16 protein-coding genes and 3 pseudogenes are annotated in these 17,759 nt (G+C 40.5%); 8 read left to right on the plus strand and 11 right to left on the minus strand.

Annotated features, from left to right (window positions below):
- Nucleotides 1-69: 69 nt before the first annotated feature.
- The 7 genes and pseudogenes from ANSO36C_RS08650 to ANSO36C_RS08680 all read right to left on the minus strand — a co-directional run bounded on the left by ANSO36C_RS08650 (nucleotide 70) and on the right by ANSO36C_RS08680 (nucleotide 7,297).
- Nucleotides 70-1,425 (minus strand): UDP-N-acetylmuramoyl-tripeptide--D-alanyl-D-alanine ligase, encoded by a 1,356-nt coding sequence (locus ANSO36C_RS08650; RefSeq protein WP_251959198.1) that lies wholly within the window; start codon nucleotides 1,423-1,425, stop codon nucleotides 70-72.
- Between the two features lie 152 nt (nucleotides 1,426-1,577).
- On the minus strand, nucleotides 1,578-2,021 hold the full coding sequence (locus ANSO36C_RS08655) for a tellurite resistance TerB family protein (protein WP_251959199.1): 444 nt from the start codon (nucleotides 2,019-2,021) through the stop codon (nucleotides 1,578-1,580).
- A gap of 179 nt (nucleotides 2,022-2,200) precedes the next feature.
- Nucleotides 2,201-2,338: a hypothetical protein gene (locus tag ANSO36C_RS08660; protein ID WP_190939313.1), complete on the minus strand. Its 138-nt coding sequence runs from the start codon at nucleotides 2,336-2,338 to the stop codon at nucleotides 2,201-2,203.
- Nucleotides 2,339-2,770: 432 nt separating this feature from the next.
- Complete coding sequence (locus ANSO36C_RS08665) at nucleotides 2,771-3,334, minus strand: 3'-5' exonuclease (protein WP_251959200.1); 564 nt, start codon at nucleotides 3,332-3,334, stop codon at nucleotides 2,771-2,773.
- A gap of 48 nt (nucleotides 3,335-3,382) precedes the next feature.
- A pseudogene (locus ANSO36C_RS08670) lies at nucleotides 3,383-3,822 on the minus strand (hypothetical protein).
- Between the two features lie 71 nt (nucleotides 3,823-3,893).
- Nucleotides 3,894-5,156, minus strand: a complete 1,263-nt coding sequence (locus ANSO36C_RS08675) for a sensor histidine kinase (RefSeq protein ID WP_251959201.1) — start codon at nucleotides 5,154-5,156, stop codon at nucleotides 3,894-3,896.
- A gap of 251 nt (nucleotides 5,157-5,407) precedes the next feature.
- Nucleotides 5,408-7,297 (minus strand): ATP-binding protein, encoded by a 1,890-nt coding sequence (locus ANSO36C_RS08680; RefSeq protein ID WP_251959202.1) that lies wholly within the window; start codon nucleotides 7,295-7,297, stop codon nucleotides 5,408-5,410.
- A gap of 278 nt (nucleotides 7,298-7,575) precedes the next feature.
- Here ANSO36C_RS08680 and petN point away from each other — a divergent pair, with 278 nt between their 5' ends.
- From petN to ANSO36C_RS08710, 6 genes and pseudogenes are all read left to right on the plus strand, one after another.
- Nucleotides 7,576-7,665, plus strand: a complete 90-nt coding sequence (gene petN / locus ANSO36C_RS08685; RefSeq protein WP_012408302.1) for a cytochrome b6-f complex subunit PetN — start codon at nucleotides 7,576-7,578, stop codon at nucleotides 7,663-7,665.
- A 22-nt stretch (nucleotides 7,666-7,687) separates the two neighbouring features.
- Nucleotides 7,688-7,834, plus strand: coding sequence for a hypothetical protein (locus ANSO36C_RS08690; protein ID WP_251960502.1), 147 nt, complete (start codon nucleotides 7,688-7,690; stop codon nucleotides 7,832-7,834).
- Between the two features lie 154 nt (nucleotides 7,835-7,988).
- A pseudogene (locus ANSO36C_RS08695) lies at nucleotides 7,989-11,115 on the plus strand (GAF domain-containing sensor histidine kinase).
- 181 nt (nucleotides 11,116-11,296) lie between these two features.
- Nucleotides 11,297-11,752 (plus strand): DUF29 domain-containing protein, encoded by a 456-nt coding sequence (locus tag ANSO36C_RS08700; protein ID WP_251959203.1) that lies wholly within the window; start codon nucleotides 11,297-11,299, stop codon nucleotides 11,750-11,752.
- 181 nt (nucleotides 11,753-11,933) lie between these two features.
- On the plus strand, nucleotides 11,934-12,161 hold the full coding sequence (locus ANSO36C_RS08705; protein WP_251959204.1) for a hypothetical protein: 228 nt from the start codon (nucleotides 11,934-11,936) through the stop codon (nucleotides 12,159-12,161).
- A complete protein-coding gene (locus tag ANSO36C_RS08710) occupies nucleotides 12,158-12,430 on the plus strand; it encodes a type II toxin-antitoxin system RelE family toxin (RefSeq protein ID WP_251959205.1) in 273 nt (90 codons plus the stop codon). Before ANSO36C_RS08705 ends, ANSO36C_RS08710 begins: the two co-directional genes overlap by 4 nt.
- A 309-nt stretch (nucleotides 12,431-12,739) precedes the next feature.
- Here ANSO36C_RS08710 and ANSO36C_RS08715 read toward each other — a convergent pair.
- Both ANSO36C_RS08715 and ANSO36C_RS34790 read right to left on the minus strand, forming a co-directional pair.
- Nucleotides 12,740-13,651, minus strand: a pseudogene (locus ANSO36C_RS08715) (IS630 family transposase); the annotation flags it as partial.
- A gap of 86 nt (nucleotides 13,652-13,737) precedes the next feature.
- The gene (locus ANSO36C_RS34790) at nucleotides 13,738-13,818 is read right to left on the minus strand and encodes a DUF4351 domain-containing protein (protein WP_410174710.1); all 81 of its coding nucleotides are present in this window, start codon (nucleotides 13,816-13,818) and stop codon (nucleotides 13,738-13,740) included.
- A 297-nt stretch (nucleotides 13,819-14,115) separates the two neighbouring features.
- Between ANSO36C_RS34790 and ANSO36C_RS08720 the strand changes: the two genes are divergently transcribed.
- Nucleotides 14,116-15,201, plus strand: a complete 1,086-nt coding sequence (locus ANSO36C_RS08720) for a hypothetical protein (RefSeq protein WP_251959206.1) — start codon at nucleotides 14,116-14,118, stop codon at nucleotides 15,199-15,201.
- On the plus strand, nucleotides 15,198-15,866 hold the full coding sequence (locus ANSO36C_RS08725) for a hypothetical protein (protein ID WP_251959207.1): 669 nt from the start codon (nucleotides 15,198-15,200) through the stop codon (nucleotides 15,864-15,866). Before ANSO36C_RS08720 ends, ANSO36C_RS08725 begins: the two co-directional genes overlap by 4 nt.
- A gap of 122 nt (nucleotides 15,867-15,988) precedes the next feature.
- Here the strand turns inward: ANSO36C_RS08725 and ANSO36C_RS08730 are convergent, their stop codons facing one another.
- Together ANSO36C_RS08730 and ANSO36C_RS08735 are read right to left on the minus strand one after the other, a co-directional pair.
- Nucleotides 15,989-17,395, minus strand: a complete 1,407-nt coding sequence (locus tag ANSO36C_RS08730; protein WP_251959208.1) for an NAD(P)(+) transhydrogenase (Re/Si-specific) subunit beta — start codon at nucleotides 17,393-17,395, stop codon at nucleotides 15,989-15,991.
- A complete protein-coding gene (locus tag ANSO36C_RS08735) occupies nucleotides 17,392-17,685 on the minus strand; it encodes an NAD(P) transhydrogenase subunit alpha part 2 (RefSeq protein ID WP_251960284.1) in 294 nt (97 codons plus the stop codon). Before ANSO36C_RS08735 ends, ANSO36C_RS08730 begins: the two co-directional genes overlap by 4 nt.
- Between the last annotated feature and the right edge of the window lie 74 nt (nucleotides 17,686-17,759).

Raw genomic sequence — 17,759 nt, forward strand, 5'->3', positions numbered from 1 at the left:
GAGATGTAGCAGTGCTACATCTCTACAAGGGTTTTGGATAACGCATATTTAATTTCACCAAATAAATGTCTATTTAGGAAATTCTGCACGTAACTGATTGACTACTCGATCTAATCCCACGGAATGGGCGGCTTTGAACAATAAACGATCGCCTGCTTGCACAAATGTCTTCAACCTAGCCACCAAATCGGCATGAGTTGCAAAGCACTCCGATGGAATACCCTCGGCGCTTTTAATGATCGCTTCGGCATCTTGCCCATCTACCAAAACCAATAAGCCATCTAAATTCAATTTTCGTACTGTTTCTCCCACTCGCTGGTGCAATTGCTGCGATCGCTCTCCCAATTCTTTCATTGCACCCAATACGGCAATCTTCCGTTTTCCGGGTGTATCTGCCAATAATTGCAACGCTGCGATCATCGCTTCTGGTGCAGCATTATAAGTTTCATCTAAGATTACCACATCGTTGGGTAAGGTAAATCGCTGCGATCGCCCTGTAGGCATATTCACCATCACACCTGCTTTCAGGGATGCCCAATCGATTCCCAACACCTTTGCCACTGCTAAAGCTGCCAAGAAATTAGTCGCATTGTGACGACCAGGCAACGGCAGAGGCAGTTGGATTCCTGAGACTTCCACAGTCTCGTTATCAATTAATTGCCCTTGAATATCCCCACCAGAAAGGCCGTAAGTCAAAACTTCTCCGTGCCAAACTTTTGCTGCTGTGGCCATTAATAGGGCATTGTCGTGGTTGAGAATTGCCACACTATCAGCAGACATTTCGGCTAATAACTCACATTTTGCCTCAGCGATCGCTTCTTCCGAACCCAGTAACTCAATATGTGCCGTCCCCACATTGGTAATCAATCCAATTGTTGGACGGGCTATTTGTGTCAATTCGGCAATTTGCCCTCTACCCCGCATCGCCATTTCAATCACGGCGTAGTCATGTTCTGCGCCAAGTTCTAAGAGAGTTTTTGGGACACCGATTTCGTTGTTGTAATTTCCATAAGTTTTGTGAACTACTCCCTTTATTCCTAAAACTGCGGCGATCAATTCTTTAGTTGTAGTTTTGCCCACGGAACCTGTTACACCAATTACAGGAATGTTAAAGCGATCGCGCCACCATCTGCCAATTTTTTGATATGCCTTGAGGGTATCTTTTACCTGTAATACAGGAAATCCGGGATTGTCGTATTCAAAATCTACAATTGCAATTAAAGCACCCTTTGAGATCGCAGCTGGCACAAATTCATGTCCATCAAACTTATCGCCTCTTAAAGCGACAAATACTTCACCCGGCTTGAGGGTACGGCTATCTGTCTGTATACCGCTACTTACTTGTGTTAAAGCAGTTTCAGACACGTTTACAGGATAGGCCAAAAGAACTTCAACCAGTTGGGTTAGGGTGGCAGAACAACGCATAAGTAATTTACAATTTAAAGTTTAAAGTTATAAAATCGGATTATGACACAATTACAATAACACCAAAAATAGTGCCAAAGAAACTCAGCTTTTGTGGCACGCTTTATTTATAAGCTATTTGTATACTTTAATTAAGTATGTCTTCTATCGCCCTATACCCGGTTTTTAATTAAGGTTACTTGCACAATTTGTATTGCAATTTCACTAGAAACCCCTAAAGCTTGATATAAATCATTTAAAAAGTTTTTCTCTTCAGCTCCAATACCTTCAGCTAGGACTAAATCGGTGGCTACCGCAAAGGCTGCTTCCCGCAAGTCTTGAGATAGAGAATCTTTTGCTGCATTAAATAAATCATTAAAACCATCACCTTGGAGAATGCCCAAGATTATGTCAAACAGCCTATTGATCATCTCATGGGGATAACTTTGAAAAAGTTTCATCCGAGACAGCACAGAAGTGATAGAATTTGCTTGCTCAATAGAAAGATAACCGTCTGAGGCCGTTGCAGTCAAGATAATGACAGCAAAAGCTTCGGCTGGATTGAGTGCTGCTTGGGTTTGGCTTTCTGTGCCCAAAACAGCGTCGAATAGACCCATTGTAGTAGCTCCTTAGTTAGAGTCCCAATGGCGCTAAAGTTACCTGTGTGTTTGGTAGATTTACAGGTAAGACTGTAGCGCTATGAGACTTTCATACTTTAGTGTTCCCAGGATTTATGCACAGCGAACACTTGCACTCAATGGTTTTTGGCAAAAATAATAGATTGCCATTTATAAATTTAGCGTTCTCCTGTCTTTTCTATGGTTTCAATTACCGCCAAACCTATACCAGAAGCTGCTATTAACAGTACTACTGATATCAAATAGGCGTTGGTCAGCATCATCAGGGCTTCATCAGAAAAAATATAGGTGGTCATTGCTTCACCTTTTGAACTTTTTGCTGCTAGTACTTTTTATTTCTCCACACCCCGACAGGTGTATTTCGTTGAGAAAGTGCTAGCCATTGCATCTTAACAAAACTTTAGCTCTTTCAGAACCCCACTCAAACTTTTTTTTTCTGAAGATACGATGAACCTTATGAAAAAGGATATCGGGCACGGGGAATAGGGTAGTATATCTTTCCCTTTTTTCCCCGCTATCCTCTATTACCTTCCCCAACCCCAGTAAAAGAAACTTTGATTGGCTCGATGTGAAATTTTTTATTAGAGTGTTCCAAAAAATAAATGATCCAAAACCCGTCATTGCGAGCGAAGCGAAGCAATCGCAAGGGCTAAGATTGCTTCTCTACGAGACGCTCCGCGAGCGTTCACAATGACAATTGAGCATTTTTTTACTTGGAGTACTCTTATTCAGCTTAGTTTTTTAGTTTTAATCTGTTTGTAGATAGCGGCAATGTTACGGGCATCATCAATACCACGGTGGTGTGTACCTTTTAATTCTATCCCCAACTCCGTGAGAGCCTGTGCCATGCCAAATTTTTTAGACACGCCAAGATATTCGGAAAATTCTTCTTTGATATTTATGTGTTCTGAAGTGAAAGGATAAGGGACATTATGAAAAGCACAATCTTGAATAAATTGCTTTTTGTCGTAATTGCCCCAAGAACAAAAAATATGATTGGGAAATGAATAAATCCATTTTTTGAAGCGAGAAATTGCCTCTAAAAATTTGGGTGCTTCGTCAACATCTTGCTGCCGAATGCTAGTCAATTCGGTGCAAAAAGCTGTCAATTGCGGATGTCTCACAGGTTGGATGAATTGTTGAAACTCTGAATCAATTTCCCATGTTTCTCGATTGAGCATCACTGCACCAATTTCGATGATTTCCATTTCATGACGCGGAATAGTCCCACTATTACAGCACGTAGCCTCCAGATCGACTATCAGATAATAGTGGGATATTTTAGTTTCCATATTAGATATTAGTAATAAATTATACTTTATTTTAAGGACATAGGGAATTTAGACGGATGAAAAAGGTTTAACCCAACGGAGTTGAATAGCAATATCAAGAGCGATCGCAGCAAAGACAAACCACAATAAACTTTCTCCCGCCAATACTAAAAAAGGCCAAATTGTGCTGTGAGAATTCCACCCCAGTTCTATTTGAGTTAATCCCCGCACCAAGCCAAAAGCCAAGCCAGCATACCTCCAGCTTTGAGTTGGGGATTTTGATCTGAGCGGATGATATAGCGGTACGTGACACCAAATAGGAAACCAGTAAAACTTGCAACAGCACCACTCACCCACAAGTGCCAGTTAAGATCACTTTGCAGACTTGCGAGTGTCTGAAAATACTTTGCCAGTACGAAAGTATTCAAAAGAGTGGCGATCGCAAAGGTAAAAAATAGTGAAAAACTCCCAACTATTCCAGCCTTGAGAGATTCTAGGCGCTCTGCCATTAATTGAGGATCTAAAGTTTGGTTCACTGCTTCAATAAATTTACTCAAACAATTGTAATTAAATGCTGCTCTCATGCGGGAATTTTTATTACAAACTCGGTTCCCATACCAGGTTGAGAATTCACATCTAATACACCTTTGTGTTTCTCCACAACTATTTGATATGCGATCGACAAGCCAAGCCCAGTACCTTTACCAACACTTTTTGTGGTAAATAACGGCTCAAACAAGCGTTGTTTGAGCCGTTCAGGAATACCAATCCCATTGTCAGCAATCCGAATTACAACCAATTTTTCAGAATCTATTTCTGTTGTAATTTTAATTTGAGGAATAAGATTGCTCATTTTGCCTTGCATTATAGCTTCATCCAGAGCATCAATTGCATTTGCCAGAATGTTCATAAATACTTGATTCATCTGCCCTAAATAGCAGTTTACCTCTGGCAATATTTCATAAATTTTAATAACTTCGATACCGGGACGATCGCTATTAGCCTTGAGGCGGTGTTGCAAAATCATTAATGTACTATCTAGCCCTTGGTGCAAATCAGCAGGTATTTTTATATCACTATCAGAGCGGGAGAAGTTGCGGAGAGAATTAGAAAGGTTTTGAATTCGTTCACTTCCTACTTCGAGTGAATTCAAAATTTTTCCCATATCTTCGAGAACGAAATTTAGATCCAAGTTCTTAATAGCAGTAGTAATTTTGGCTGTTGGGTTCGGATATTCTTGTTCATACAGTAGGAGCAATTCAGATACTCCTGCAATGTATTCTTGCAAAGGTGGAATATTGCTGGAAATAAAATTGATGGGGTTATTAATTTCATGGCCAATACCAGCGATTAGCTCTCCGAGTGTTGATAGTTTCTCTTGTTGTACCAGTTGGACTTGAGCTTGTTGCAAAGCTTTGGTGCGATCGCTAACTTGTTGTTCCAAAGATTCAGTCAATTGTTTGAGTTGTAAATGTACCCGCACTCTCGCAATGACTTCCTCTTGTGCAAACGGTTTAGGGATATAATCTACTGCACCAAGAAAAAATCCCTTCGTTTTGCTTTCTGTATCTGCTAAGGCAGTGGTGAAAATAATCGGAATGTTTTGGGTAACAGGATTAGCTTTGAGGCGGCGACAAGTTTCAAACCCATCAATACCGGGCATTTGTACATCCAGCAAAATCAACTCTGGTTGATTGCGTTCGGCTTGAGCGATCGCACTTTCTCCATCGACTGCAACACGGAAACGAAAACCCTCACTATTGAGTGCTTCACACAGGACAGATAAATTTGTCGGATTATCATCCACAATCAAAATAAATCTGTTATTTTGAATTTTGCTCATGATGAATTTTAAATTTAAATTTCACTCTATTCTTGAATAAAAGAATTCAGAAGCCAGGAGTCAGAATGGGTTAAACGCCCCGCTACCGCTAACAGAATCGCATCAGCATAGTAAGTTAGTAACTTACTAACTTACTGAATAACCGTGATTATTCAATTAGTATACAAATAAAACAAACTGATACACTTTTTACTAAATCATCAAGTATTGAAATGTTTTTGTAGGTTGTCTAATTTGTTCTGACTCCGGAATTATGACTCTTGAATACTTACAATAAAATTCTCCAAACGTTTGAGTTGAAAATTACTAGCAAGTTGGACGATATGCTGGGTAAAAATCCTTAACTGCTCATCAGATGCAGAAAGTTCCTCAGCAAGTTCTAAAACTTTTTGAATATCACCATCTTGTGTCAGATCAAGTAACTCTTGTAAAACCTCTTGAGTAGGATAAATTATGTCATTCAGTTTATCCAAATCACCTGTATAAGTTTTTTGGGTTGCGTCTACCTTAACGTCAAAAATCCATTCCAGTTGCAAAAATTGTCGTAGTATTTCCAGCAGCGTTTCAGCTTCTACAGGCTTTGGTAGAAATGCGTCTGCACCGACATCAATACTCTTGTGCTGGTCGATTGCAAATACGCTAGCTGACGAAGCGATGACAGCAATCTCTTTAAATGGCTCAGACTGGCGCAAACGTTCGATCAACTCAAATCCATTCAATACAGGCATCACTAGGTCAGTGATAATCATGTCTGGTTTGTAGATTAGAGCCTGTTCCCATGCTTCCTCACCCTGACTAGCTTCTACAACAGTAAATCCAACAGGCTCTAGTAAATTTACAATTACTGATCGGTTTTCCCATTTGTCATCTGCAATCAAAATGGTGCGCCTTTCTCCTTGATAACCAATAATGGTTCCCTGCTCAATCACTCTAGAAACCTTTGCCCAGTCTTTAGATTCTGGCAATTCTGCTTCAAACCAAAAAATGCTACCTTTACCTAAAGTACTTTGCACCTGAATTTGACTACCCATCAACAAAACAATTTGTTGGCTAATTGCTAATCCCAAACCTGTACCTTCAGATTGTCGTTTCTGATTTCCCACTTGCTCGAAGGGCTGAAAGATTTTCTCGGCTTGTTCAGGGATTATACCCGTGCCAGTATCTATTACCTGAAAGCGAATTTTGTAGTTAGTTTTTCCCTTGGCGTTTGATTCTTGACCAATGACCTGAACTTTGAAGGTGACACTACCTTGATTCGTAAATTTGATCGCATTACTAAGCAAGTTAATCAGTACTTGCCGCAAGCGTTTTTCATCAGCATGAATACCTGTTGGCAAATCAGGATCTAGCTCGACGTGAAATGCTATAACCTTTTGTTCTGCCCGGATGCGACAAATTTCAGTCACGCTATCTATAAAAGCAGGCAAGTAGAAATCAACAGGATATAATTCTAACTTCCGGGCTTCTATTTTGGAGAGATCCAGAACATCATTAATCAGTGTTAAAAGATGAGAACCACATTGATAAATGATGCTGACTCCTTTGCGTCCTTTCTCACTCAAAGATTCTGTGCGTTGGAGAATTTGTGTATAACCCAGAATACCGTTGAGAGGTGTGCGTAGTTCATGACTCATATTGGCAAGAAATTCACTCTTGGCTTGGCTGGAGTTTTGAGTGACTTCCTGGGCAACGCGTAGTTCTTTTTCGATGTGCTTGCGCTCTAAAATTTCAGTTGAAAGCGCTCGATTGATAACTTCTAACTGGGCAGGGCTAGGTAGTGTTAGAGCTTGAGGCATAAGATAAAATAACGCAAATGCCGTATATATCGAAATAATGGCAGTTAAAGCTTTTAAAGCACCTGCAATCCAATAGTCTGGATGCCAAAGCGTCCAAATATCCATCAAGTGTCCAGTACCGCAGGCAATGATAAAACCACCAAATAACAAAAAGACTCCATTGAAAGGAACGTCTCTGCGCTTGGAAATAAAATAAATCAGTAGGAAGGGAATAGAATAATAGGCTAGAGCGATCGTGGCATCAGAAATAATGTGGAGCCAAACCAATCCAGTTTGCCAAAGATAACAATGTCCGTGGGGAATAAAACCATTGGAGTGGAAAGGATAGTTGAAAAATGTCGACATGATACTAGGGGTTGCTGGATTTGGAATATATACGCATAATCCTAGTATTCCCAAACTATCAAGAGGGAAAGCGCGATCGCTATTTTTTTACATTTGTCTTTATTAATGCTAGAAGTACTAGCGTACCAATAAAAAATGGTGTACCCTTTGCGTGCGATGCCTACGACGGGCTACGCCTACGCAAAACTTAGAATGTCATTGATAAAAAAATCTCAGCCTGCCCAATCCCTGTATGATAAATATTAGAAACCTTTTGTAATTATTTGAAAAGCGAGACTATGGAGATTTTGACACTAGGTTGGGTATCGCTGTTAGTTGTGTTCACTTGGTCAATTGCAATGGTAGTGTGGGGACGTAACGGACTGTAGAGGCATTGTGGAAAGTCCATTTTTGAGTATTTTAACAATAGTTGCCGCAGTGCTACTCGTAGTAGTTACTGGTGGTATTGGTTATTTAACCCTGGCAGATTGGCGCGATCGCCGTCGCCGAGAAGAAGAAAAACGCACCACCCGCAGCGCCACTCCCAAGCGGCGGTAATTCGCTAGTGGTTGAACAATTTTTTTGTAGGGACACGATAATATCGTGTCCCTACACTGTTTTTTATGACATTCCCAAGAAATGACTGTTACCTTTGCGATCGCAACGGGAATCATGAGATAGAAGACTTTCAATATTTAAAGTCCCACTGGGAATGGAAAACGCCTCTACTACTCAACCCATAGAACCAAATTCAGAACAGCAAGAATCTCATTCAGATGTGACATTCTCCTTGCGTCAGAATGAGCAACAAAAAGCCTTGTCTGGAGTTATTGCCCGCATTCGCGAGTCTCTAGACATAGAAACCATCTTCAAAATTACAGTCACTGAAGTACGCCAGCTTTTGAAAAGTGATCGGGTTAGTGTGTTTTCGTTTTTATCCCGATTTGGCATGGGAAGGGGAATTTATCTATGAAGATGTGGCAACAGAATGGGATTCGGCACTAGCAGCCAAACTGCGCGACCACTGCTTTAGTGAGGAGTTTGCAAAACTATATCAGCAAGGTCGAATTAGAGCAATAGCTGATATTTATCAAGTTAATGCCAGTGATTGCTACATCCAGATTCTAGAAAGGTTTCAGGTACGTGCCAATATAACTGCCCCCTTAATCAAAGGTAAAGATTTATGGGGATTGCTGTGTATTCATCAGTGTAGTGGTTCTCGGCAATGGGAAGCATCAGAAATTGAGTTTGTGCAATTAATCGCCGAACATCTAGGAGTTGCTTTACAGCAAGCAGATTACCTAGAACAAGTAAAACTGCAATCAGCAGAACTAGCACAAGCAAAAGCCAGAGAAAAAGCAGCCCAATGGCAAAGAACTATAGCCATAACCATTGAGAAAATTCGTCAATTTCTAGACTTGGAAAGCATTTTCCGCACCAGCACCGCAGAACTTAGGCAGCTGCTAAATGCTGACCGTGTGGCTATTTACCGCTTCAATCCCGATTGGAGTGGTGAATTTGTATTTGAATCAGTAGCAGAGGGTTGGATTTCCCTTATAGATGAACAATTGCAGCGCCCGAAAGTGAGTGAAAACGTCAGTGAATGTAGCGCCAAAGATTTAGCTAAACCTCCAGTCGCTGATACCTACTTACAAGATACAGAGGGTGGTAGCTTCAGTCGCTGTGAAGTGTACCGTGTTTGTAATGATATTTACAATTCAGGTTTTAGCGACTGCTACATTAAAATCTTAGAGATATATCAAGCAAGAGCTTATGTGATTATTGCCATTTACCACGGTCAGAAGCTCTGGGGACTGCTAGCGGTGTACCAAAATTCTAAAACCCGTGATTGGCAAAAAGATGAGGTTTACTTGCTTACCCAAGTGGGTACACAACTAGGTGTAGCTTTGCAGCAAGCGGAATTTATCCAACAAATGCACATCCAAGCAGCAGAGATCAGCAAAGCTGCTCAAAGACAAAGGGCATTGGCGAACACCGTAGAAAAAATTCGTCAGTCTCTTGATATTGAAGCCATCTTTAAAACCACAACTCAAGAAGTCCGTCGGTTATTGGAAGTTGAACGAGTAGCAATTTATCGTTTCTATCCTGATTGGAGTGGCGAATTTGTCGCTGATTCTATTGTTGATGGTTGGACACCAGTGATTAAACCACAGCCTGTGACGGAACGCATTCTTATCCAGGGAACGAAAGCAGGTAAGTATGCACGTAATGAAGCTTTTGTCCCAATTTCTCAGGGCGAAAAGCTGTGGGGATTGCTAGTAGCTTATCAAAATTCCCAACCCCGTTATTGGCAAGATGAGGAAATCAATTTATTGGCGCAAGTTGGCGCTCAATTGGGGGTAGCATTACAGCAAGCTGAGTCTTTGAAGCAGATGCAGGTGCAAGCCCAGAAACTGGCTCAAGCTGCTGCACGAGAACGGAAAGCAGCCGAAAGGGAAAAGGCTTTAGCCGCAACGGTGAAGAAAATTCGCCAGTCCCTTGATATTGATACCATCTTTGCCACCAGTACAGAAGAAGTCCGGCGGCTATTAGAAGTTGATCGAGTAACAATTTATCGATTCAGGACTGATTGGAGTGGCGAATTTGTTGCTGAGTCTTTAGCCCAAGGTTGGACACCAGTAAGGAAAATTGTACCTGTAGTTGCAGATGATTACTTGCAAGAAACCCAAGGTGGAGATTTTGCTAATGATAAAAGCATTGTCGTTAAAGATATTTACAGTGCCAATTATTCTATCTGTCATATTGCCTTACTTGAGCTAATGGAAGCTAGGGCATATATCATTGTGCCGATTTTTCAGGGTGAGAAACTTTGGGGATTACTAGCAGCTTATCAAAATATCAAACCGCGTGATTGGCAAGAAGATGAGGTAGATTTGCTAATGCAGATTGGTACTCAGCTGGGAGTAGGGCTTCAGCAAGCGGAATTACTTAAACAGACTCAACGCCAAAAAGAAGAACTTACTGAGACTCTTAAAGAATTACAGTACACTCAGAGCCAGTTAATTCAAAGTGAGAAAATGGCAGGTTTAGGGCAGTTAGTTGCTGGTGTAGCACATGAAATTAACAACCCGATTGGTTTCATTTACGGCAACATTAGCTATGTTACGGAACATACCGAAAATTTATTTAAATTATTACGCCTTTATCAGAAACAGTATCCTAAGGCAACAGGAGAAATTCAAAAGCAAGTAGCAGCATTGGATTTAGATTTCATTAGTGATGACTTGCCCAAAATTTTGAATTCAATAAAGATGGGGGCAGAGCGAATCTCTCAACTCGTCTTGTCATTACGAATTTTTTCTCGACTTGACGAAGCCGGAATAAAGCCCGTTGACCTTCATGAAGGTATCGACAGTACTTTGCTAATTTTACAACATCGACTGCAACCACAAACTAATTCTTTTGCTATTGAGGTAGTTAAGCAATATGGTGAATTGCCCCCAGTAGTTTGCTATCCAGCGCAGATGAATCAGGTGTTTATGAATATTCTTAACAATGCGATCGATGCGCTGGAAAACTCAGCAAATTGTGGAAAAATAATTGCCGATCCGAAAATTTGGATTCGTACAGAAATAATCGAAGAGAATACGATTCTGATTTGGATTGCCGACAATGGTTGCGGGATTCCAGAGATGATGCGATCGCGCATTTTTGAGCCTTTCTTTACCACCAAACAACCTGGACAAGGTATTGGTTTAGGGTTATCTATTAGCTACCAAATTATTGTAGAGAAACACGGCGGTTATATCAAGTGTGTTTCTGAACCTGGTAAGGGGTGTGAGTTCTGGATAGAAATCCCGATGAAACGGACAATTTAGGCGTTAGTGATGCCTGCGGTAGCCTTTTCTAGGTAACACTAGGCATATCTTTACACTTTTTAGTCTGATACGGAGGCGCAAAGAAAAAATAAAAAATGCAATACCTGCCGTAAGCTACACTAACGCAAACTCTGCAATAAAGAAGTAATGTTAAAATTATATATCCATAAAGGAGAAGATTATGAGCAATCAATCTGTTCCTAAAACCAATAGTCTCTATGCACAAGATTATCATTTATGGTTAGAACACACTGTTGATTTATTAAAAAATAAAAAGTTTTTAGAACTAGAATTAGACAATTTAATTGAAGAAATTGAAAGTATGGGTAGAAGTGATAAAAATGCTTTAAGGAGTAATCTTAGAGTGCTTTTAATGCACCTTCTCAAATACAAATTTCAACCCCAGATGCGATCCAATAGCTGGTTGTATACAATTTATGAACATCGTCAAAGATTACAAGAAGCATTTGTCGATAGCCCTAGCTTAAAATATTATTACACGGAAGTTTTTGACAGTTGTTACCAACACGCTAGAAAAGAAGCATCTATTGAAACAGGGCTTCCTCTGTCTATTTTTCCTAAAGACTATCCTTTTTCTATTGATGAAGCCTTAGATTCTGATTTCTTCCCAAGTTAATTATAATCGCACTGTAGAGATTTTGCAGGCAATCGCCTTTTTTAAATAACCTTTCTAGGCGTAGAGGACACAGAGGAAGAGGAGGAGCGATCGCTTTTTTGTTTCGCACAAAGTCGCAGCGAAGCGATCGCCTACTCAAAATCTTCTATACTTGTACTATGTAAAGGTAATCAAATTCTCTATGATTACAAACACTAATACCCAAATGAAACCCAATCAATACCCATTTGCTCAAGAATTAATCACAGATACTCAAGGTAATATTCGTAAAGTAATTATAGATTTTCAAGACTATTTACGCTTATTAGAAGCGATTGAAGATGAAGGATTGATATTAGCAATCAAGGAAGTACAACAAGAAACCCCATTAAATATTAATGAAGCATTAGCCGAATTAGAAAGAGAGTGAATACCCAGTATATATCCAGTTTTATTAAAGATTTAAAAGCGCTCAAAAGTACACCTTACTATGAGACGATTAAAGTACTTGCTTTTGAAGAAATACCACAAATAGCTAACTTTGAAGAAATTACTAATATCAAAAAGCTTCAAGGATATGATGATATTTATCGGATTCGTATAGGTGATTATCGAATCGGAATTATATTTGACGGTGAAACAGTAATATTTCAGCGTGTCTTACATCGTAAAGATATTTATCGATATTTTCCAAAGTAAGTCAAATTAGTGATTTTGTGGAATTTTGGCGATCGCTCTTTTTAACGAACCACAGAGCCGCAGAGAACACAGAGGCAAGAAGAGAGCGATCGCTTGGTAGAATAAGTAGGTGGGCGGGAAAATTTATAACTATGTAACGAAAATTTAACCAGAGGAATTAGAGTCAAATTTAATACGTTGTGTACTGTAGTTGCCTTTTTCTCCCCTAGCTTTAACGCCATCCATCACGGCGTAAGCGAGGTCTAACTCGTCATCAAATATTTGCCCACATAGTTCGTCTTTTTTAAGGTGCTGCCACTCCAATTCAATTGGGTTCATCTCGGAGCAGTATGCGGGCAAGAAAAAGATGTACAAACCCATGTTTTCCCACTTTGACCATAACTTTTGCACTTCAAGACATCGGTGTATCGATCCGTTATCCTGCACAATTACCCTAGTGCGTCCAGTTTTTTGAGCTTCAGTCGCTTCAATCTCCATCATTTCGATGTACGATTTACGACTAATCCCACCAATAACCAGACCGTAAACAAAGCTGATTAAAGGTTGAAGAAAGCCGATAATACTTAATCTCCGTCCACGATGCTTAGTTTGCTCTAAGCGTTTTTGCTCACCTTTGAAGTAATAGGTGTAACCTGGTTCGCTCCATACACAAAACCCTGATTCATCTAGATACTTTAGGTCTATTTCTCCAGCCGCAGCAGATAATTCCAACATATCTAGGACTGAAGAGTTTGTTTGCTCGTGCTATCGGGTTTTGCTTGCCTTTGTGACTCTTCCTTGCTCGCTTCCAATTGACCCCCTTTTTTTGAGTACCCGTCTTAATCTGTCGGGACTCAGTTTAATTGAGCGATGCCTGCGGCGGGCTACGCCTACGCGTTCTAATTTTTGTGCGAGTTGAAGACTATTGTATGTACGCGGTTCTTTTTTCAGGCATTCTTCCAAAAATATGATGTCCTCTTCTTGCCATTTTGACTTTCCTCCTCGACCCGGTAGTTCCCAAAGTCCTTCTAGACCTTTGCTTTTCCAGTTGTGTAAAACCTCTCTTACCGTTTGTAGAGTCAAATTAAAGTGAGCAGCTATTTTTTCTACATACCAGCCATGTGCATTTAGCCTAATTATTTCTGCTCGATCTTTTACTTTCTGTGGTACTTCCGCAGTTCTTAGCTGTAACAGGGTTCTGTCTTGCTCACGAGTCAAGAATATCCTTAAACGAGCGCCCATATATTAAGTCACCTCGGTAGATGCATTCTCCGTATTTACTTATCTTTACATAGTTTGGTTTTTTCGTGCCTACCTACTTACATATTTTATTGCTGATGTTCCAACCAAGCCACTAAATCAGCTTCAGTGGAGAAATCTAGTAAGGCTTCGGCTAAATCCTCTAACAAAGTAAAATTAAATACATGAAGAGATTATTTAGGCGATAACTATTTTCTGTTTAGATAAGCTTCATTAATAGTTTACTCTAGTTTTGACTAAGGATAATTACTGAGGTATTTTGACCTTGCCTGATCCAAAATGATTGATGGCTGACAAGAATATCGGGATTTAGCGATTCAGAAAAGCTTCTAGATAGTTTTGTCGCAAAATCACAAGCACTTATCTAACTGGAGAGAGTCTTGAATACTTACACAGTAATTATGCTGGGGCCATCTGGCTCAGGCAAGACAGTATTTTTAGCAAGTATGTATAAGAAGCTATCTACTCAGGGAGAGCATGGTTTCTTCTTAGAAGTAGATGGAGCAGAAAAAAGAAAGCGGCTTAACAACATCTATACTCAAATTGCTGTTGATGAGAAATGGCCTATATCGACAGACTATGCACAAATATCAGAATGGACTTTCAATTGTCGTGTTCAAACAGAAAACTTAAGTATTTACTCAGCTTGTCAGTTTACCTATTTGGATTATGCTGGTGGCAGACTTACTGATGAAATGGAAGAAGAAGACTCTGTATTTGAGAGTAAGCTTAAAGAAGCTGATGCTTTGCTCGGTCTGTTGGATGGTCAAAGGCTTTCTGCATTAATGCGTAATGAAAAGCTAGGAAAGCTTTGGGCTATAAACGATTTACCCAATATGCTTAATGTAATACAGAATAGTAAGAGTAAGAGACCAATTCACTTTGTTATTAGCAAATGGGATATTATAGAAAACAACTTTACATTAGAGCAAATACGCGATCGCTTGCTACAAATTGAAGAATTTAGGAATATAGTCGAAGCACGTAACAAAGCGCATACGCCAGTTCGCTTAATTCCAGTAAGTTCAGTAGGTATAGGTTTTGCCAAATTGCAACCAGATGGTAGTATGGCAAAAACCGGGGAGCTACCGCAGCCATTTCAAGTAGAAGTACCTCTAGCTTGTATTTTGCCAGATATGATACAAAGCCACCTAGAGGAACTTATGAGAAAGAAGCAAGAAGAACTTAGTAAACCAATTGAAGATAAAGCAGACCTGAGTTTTTGGGATAAATTAGGTCAAGTTTTTGGTGGGGGGCTAAAAATTCTACAAAATATACAGCAACTTTTGCCTAAAAAGTATCAATTTGCCGAAGACATCCTAAAAAAAATGATTGAGTATGCTGAAGAACCAGCACAGAAGAAACAAGAGGCAGCAGTCAAAAAAACTAATGAGCTTCGTCGTGAACAAGCAGCATCGCTTAAAGCAGTGTCCGATGAAGAAACTGCGCTCAAGCATGTAATAAATTGCTTCTTATATATCAGAAATAAACTCGATCATACTTTTCCCGAATCGGATATTACTTTGCTATGAAAAGTATTCAGGCTTGGGGATTCTTGGTAAGCCGTAATCAATACCTTGACTACAGGACAGTTGTAGCTCCTAACTTCATGTGTCAATCTGGTACATCTAGCCTACTTGCTAAGGCAGCAGGAGGGGATTTGACTCAAAAAGGTGCTGCCCTATATCGTAAAATTTCTCACCCTAAACTAGGGAATCTTACTCTAGTTTTTCGGGTTATAGAAGCAATTGCAAAAGACACGGGTATTGCAGGAAATGGAGTTTTAAAAGATTCATTTGGAAGAGAAATCCGTTTAATTGAGGGTATTCTTTTGAAAGAAATAATGCCAGATATTTTAGTGACTGAGGATATTATAGTAACTGAGGGAAATCTTGAAGAAATTCACAAACAGCTTGTAAAATATTACCGTGAATTTTGGGACTATAGTAATCCTAACCCTGCTATTCCCTCAGAACCTTTTACTTTGCCAGAGAATAGTTCAGATGACTGTTTAAATTACCAAATTCTCAACCCATATCCTGTAGGTGCTAATCAAATACAGATAAAACCACAACTATCACTAGCTACTTCCAATAGTCAAACTCTTGAGAGTGATAATAAGAGTTGTACCCTAGATTCCCAACCGAATCTGCTACAAAAATTGTGGGATGAATTGTGGATCTACTTAGATAGATAAAGAGATTAAATTTGAGAAAACTAGCTCCATTCATAAAAAAACTTGCCCTAGAAGCATCACACCCCCAAGGCAAGCCAACTCTCTAAATTCTTCCTCTGCGCTCTCTGCGCCTCTGCGGTTCGTTAAAGTTGCTTCACTTCCGAAACTAACTTCGACACCATATCCTTAGCACTACCAAAAAGCATCGTCGTTTTATCCTTGTAGAACAACTCATTATCTACACCGGCAAAACCCGTACTCATCCCGCGCTTAATCACAATCGTCTGCTTCGCCCGATCTACTTCCAAAATCGGCATACCATAAATCGGGCTACTTGTATCACTCCGCGCCGCCGGATTTACCACATCATTTGCCCCAATTACTAAAGCCACATCCGCTTGATCGAACTGGGGATTAATATCATCCATGTCATACAACTGCGTATAAGGCACATTTGCCTCTGCAAGTAACACATTCATGTGCCCTGGCATTCTCCCAGCAACAGGGTGAATAGCATACTTGACATCAACGCCCATTTTTTCCAACTGATCTGACAATTCCCGGACGCTATGTTGCGCTTGGGCAACTGCCATACCATAACCTGGCACAATTACCACAGAACGGGCATAACCCAACATCATCGCCCCTTCTTCAGGATCGATACTGCGGACACTTTGATCAGTTGCACCACCACTAGCAGCAGCACCACCAGAACTAGAACCTGTACCAAAAGCGCTGAACAGCACACTAAATAAGGAGCGGTTCATCGCCTTACACATAATTTCGGTAAGGATTAAGCCAGATGCTCCTACCAAAGCACCAGCGATGATTAACATATTGTTCATCACCACAAACCCCGCCGCCGCCGCCGCCACACCTGACAAGGAGTTCAACAGCGAAATTACCACCGGCATATCGCCGCCACCAATGGGGATGACGAACATCACACCCAACACTAAGGAAACGCCAACCACTCCCAAGAATATGGGTAAGCTATCTGGTGTAATGATTAAATAGGCACTACCTACTATATAAGCACCTAGAAGTAAGAGGTTAAATGGTTGCTGGAATGGGAATGTAATCGGGGAACCGCTAATTAAGCCTTGCAATTTGGCAAAGGCGAGAAAACTACCCGTGAAGGTAACACCACCGATTAACACATCCAACAGCATGGAAATGTTCACATCAAGGGGTATCGGCTGAGAACTATCTAATAACCGCCAGAATTCCGCAACGGCTACTAATGCCGAAGCCGCACCGCCCAAACCGTTGAGTAAACCCACCATTTGGGGCATTTCCGTCATTTGGACTTTGTAGGCAACGATCGCACCAATTCCCGATCCAATCGCCAAGCCTAACAATATCATCTGATAGTTCAACACATGTTGATCGAGCATTGTCGCTGCGATCGCCAGCAGCATCCCTACAGCCGCTACAATATTACCGTTTCTCGCTGTAGCAGGTGATCCCAGCTTTTTCAAGCCCAAGATAAATAACGATGCAGCGACTAAGTACGTCAGCTGAATGCCAGTTGGTAAAAAGTCGCTCACGCCTTAATCTCCTTCTTCTTGAACATTTGCAACATTCTATCTGTCACTAAAAAACCACCCACAACGTTGATTGTTGCCAGTATTACAGCAATCAAACCGAGAATTACTGACACGCTTGTGTCTTTTGCACCAGCAGCAACTATTGCTCCAAGTACCGCAATCCCGGAAATCGCGTTTGAGCCTGACATTAACGGCGTGTGTAGAGTCGGTGGTATTTTGTTGATGACTTCAAAACCGATAAAAGATGCCAAAACAAATACAAACAAAGCAGCAATTAATGCCTCTGTCATGAAATCAAAACTCCTTGTGTAAGTGGGAATGGGGCATTGGGCATTGGGCATGGGGCATTGGGCATTGGGCATTG

Source organism: Nostoc cf. commune SO-36, from assembly GCF_023734775.1.
GTDB classification, from domain to species: Bacteria; Cyanobacteriota; Cyanobacteriia; order Cyanobacteriales; family Nostocaceae; genus Nostoc; species Nostoc commune_A.

Excerpts from the sequence above, each read along its gene's own strand:
- ANSO36C_RS08650 (WP_251959198.1), bottom strand. The coding sequence starts at position 1,425 with ATGCGTTGTTCTGCCACCCTAACCCAACTGGTTGAAGTTCTTTTGGCC.
- ANSO36C_RS08655 (WP_251959199.1), bottom strand. The coding sequence starts at position 2,021 with ATGGGTCTATTCGACGCTGTTTTGGGCACAGAAAGCCAAACCCAAGCA.
- ANSO36C_RS08660 (WP_190939313.1), bottom strand. The coding sequence starts at position 2,338 with ATGACCACCTATATTTTTTCTGATGAAGCCCTGATGATGCTGACCAAC.
- ANSO36C_RS08665 (WP_251959200.1), bottom strand. The coding sequence starts at position 3,334 with ATGGAAACTAAAATATCCCACTATTATCTGATAGTCGATCTGGAGGCT.
- ANSO36C_RS08675 (WP_251959201.1), bottom strand. The coding sequence starts at position 5,156 with ATGAGCAAAATTCAAAATAACAGATTTATTTTGATTGTGGATGATAAT.
- ANSO36C_RS08680 (WP_251959202.1), bottom strand. The coding sequence starts at position 7,297 with ATGTCGACATTTTTCAACTATCCTTTCCACTCCAATGGTTTTATTCCC.
- petN (WP_012408302.1), top strand. The coding sequence starts at position 7,576 with ATGGAGATTTTGACACTAGGTTGGGTATCGCTGTTAGTTGTGTTCACT.
- ANSO36C_RS08700 (WP_251959203.1), top strand. The coding sequence starts at position 11,297 with ATGAGCAATCAATCTGTTCCTAAAACCAATAGTCTCTATGCACAAGAT.
- ANSO36C_RS08705 (WP_251959204.1), top strand. The coding sequence starts at position 11,934 with ATGATTACAAACACTAATACCCAAATGAAACCCAATCAATACCCATTT.
- ANSO36C_RS08720 (WP_251959206.1), top strand. The coding sequence starts at position 14,116 with ATGTATAAGAAGCTATCTACTCAGGGAGAGCATGGTTTCTTCTTAGAA.
- ANSO36C_RS08725 (WP_251959207.1), top strand. The coding sequence starts at position 15,198 with ATGAAAAGTATTCAGGCTTGGGGATTCTTGGTAAGCCGTAATCAATAC.
- ANSO36C_RS08735 (WP_251960284.1), bottom strand. The coding sequence starts at position 17,685 with ATGACAGAGGCATTAATTGCTGCTTTGTTTGTATTTGTTTTGGCATCT.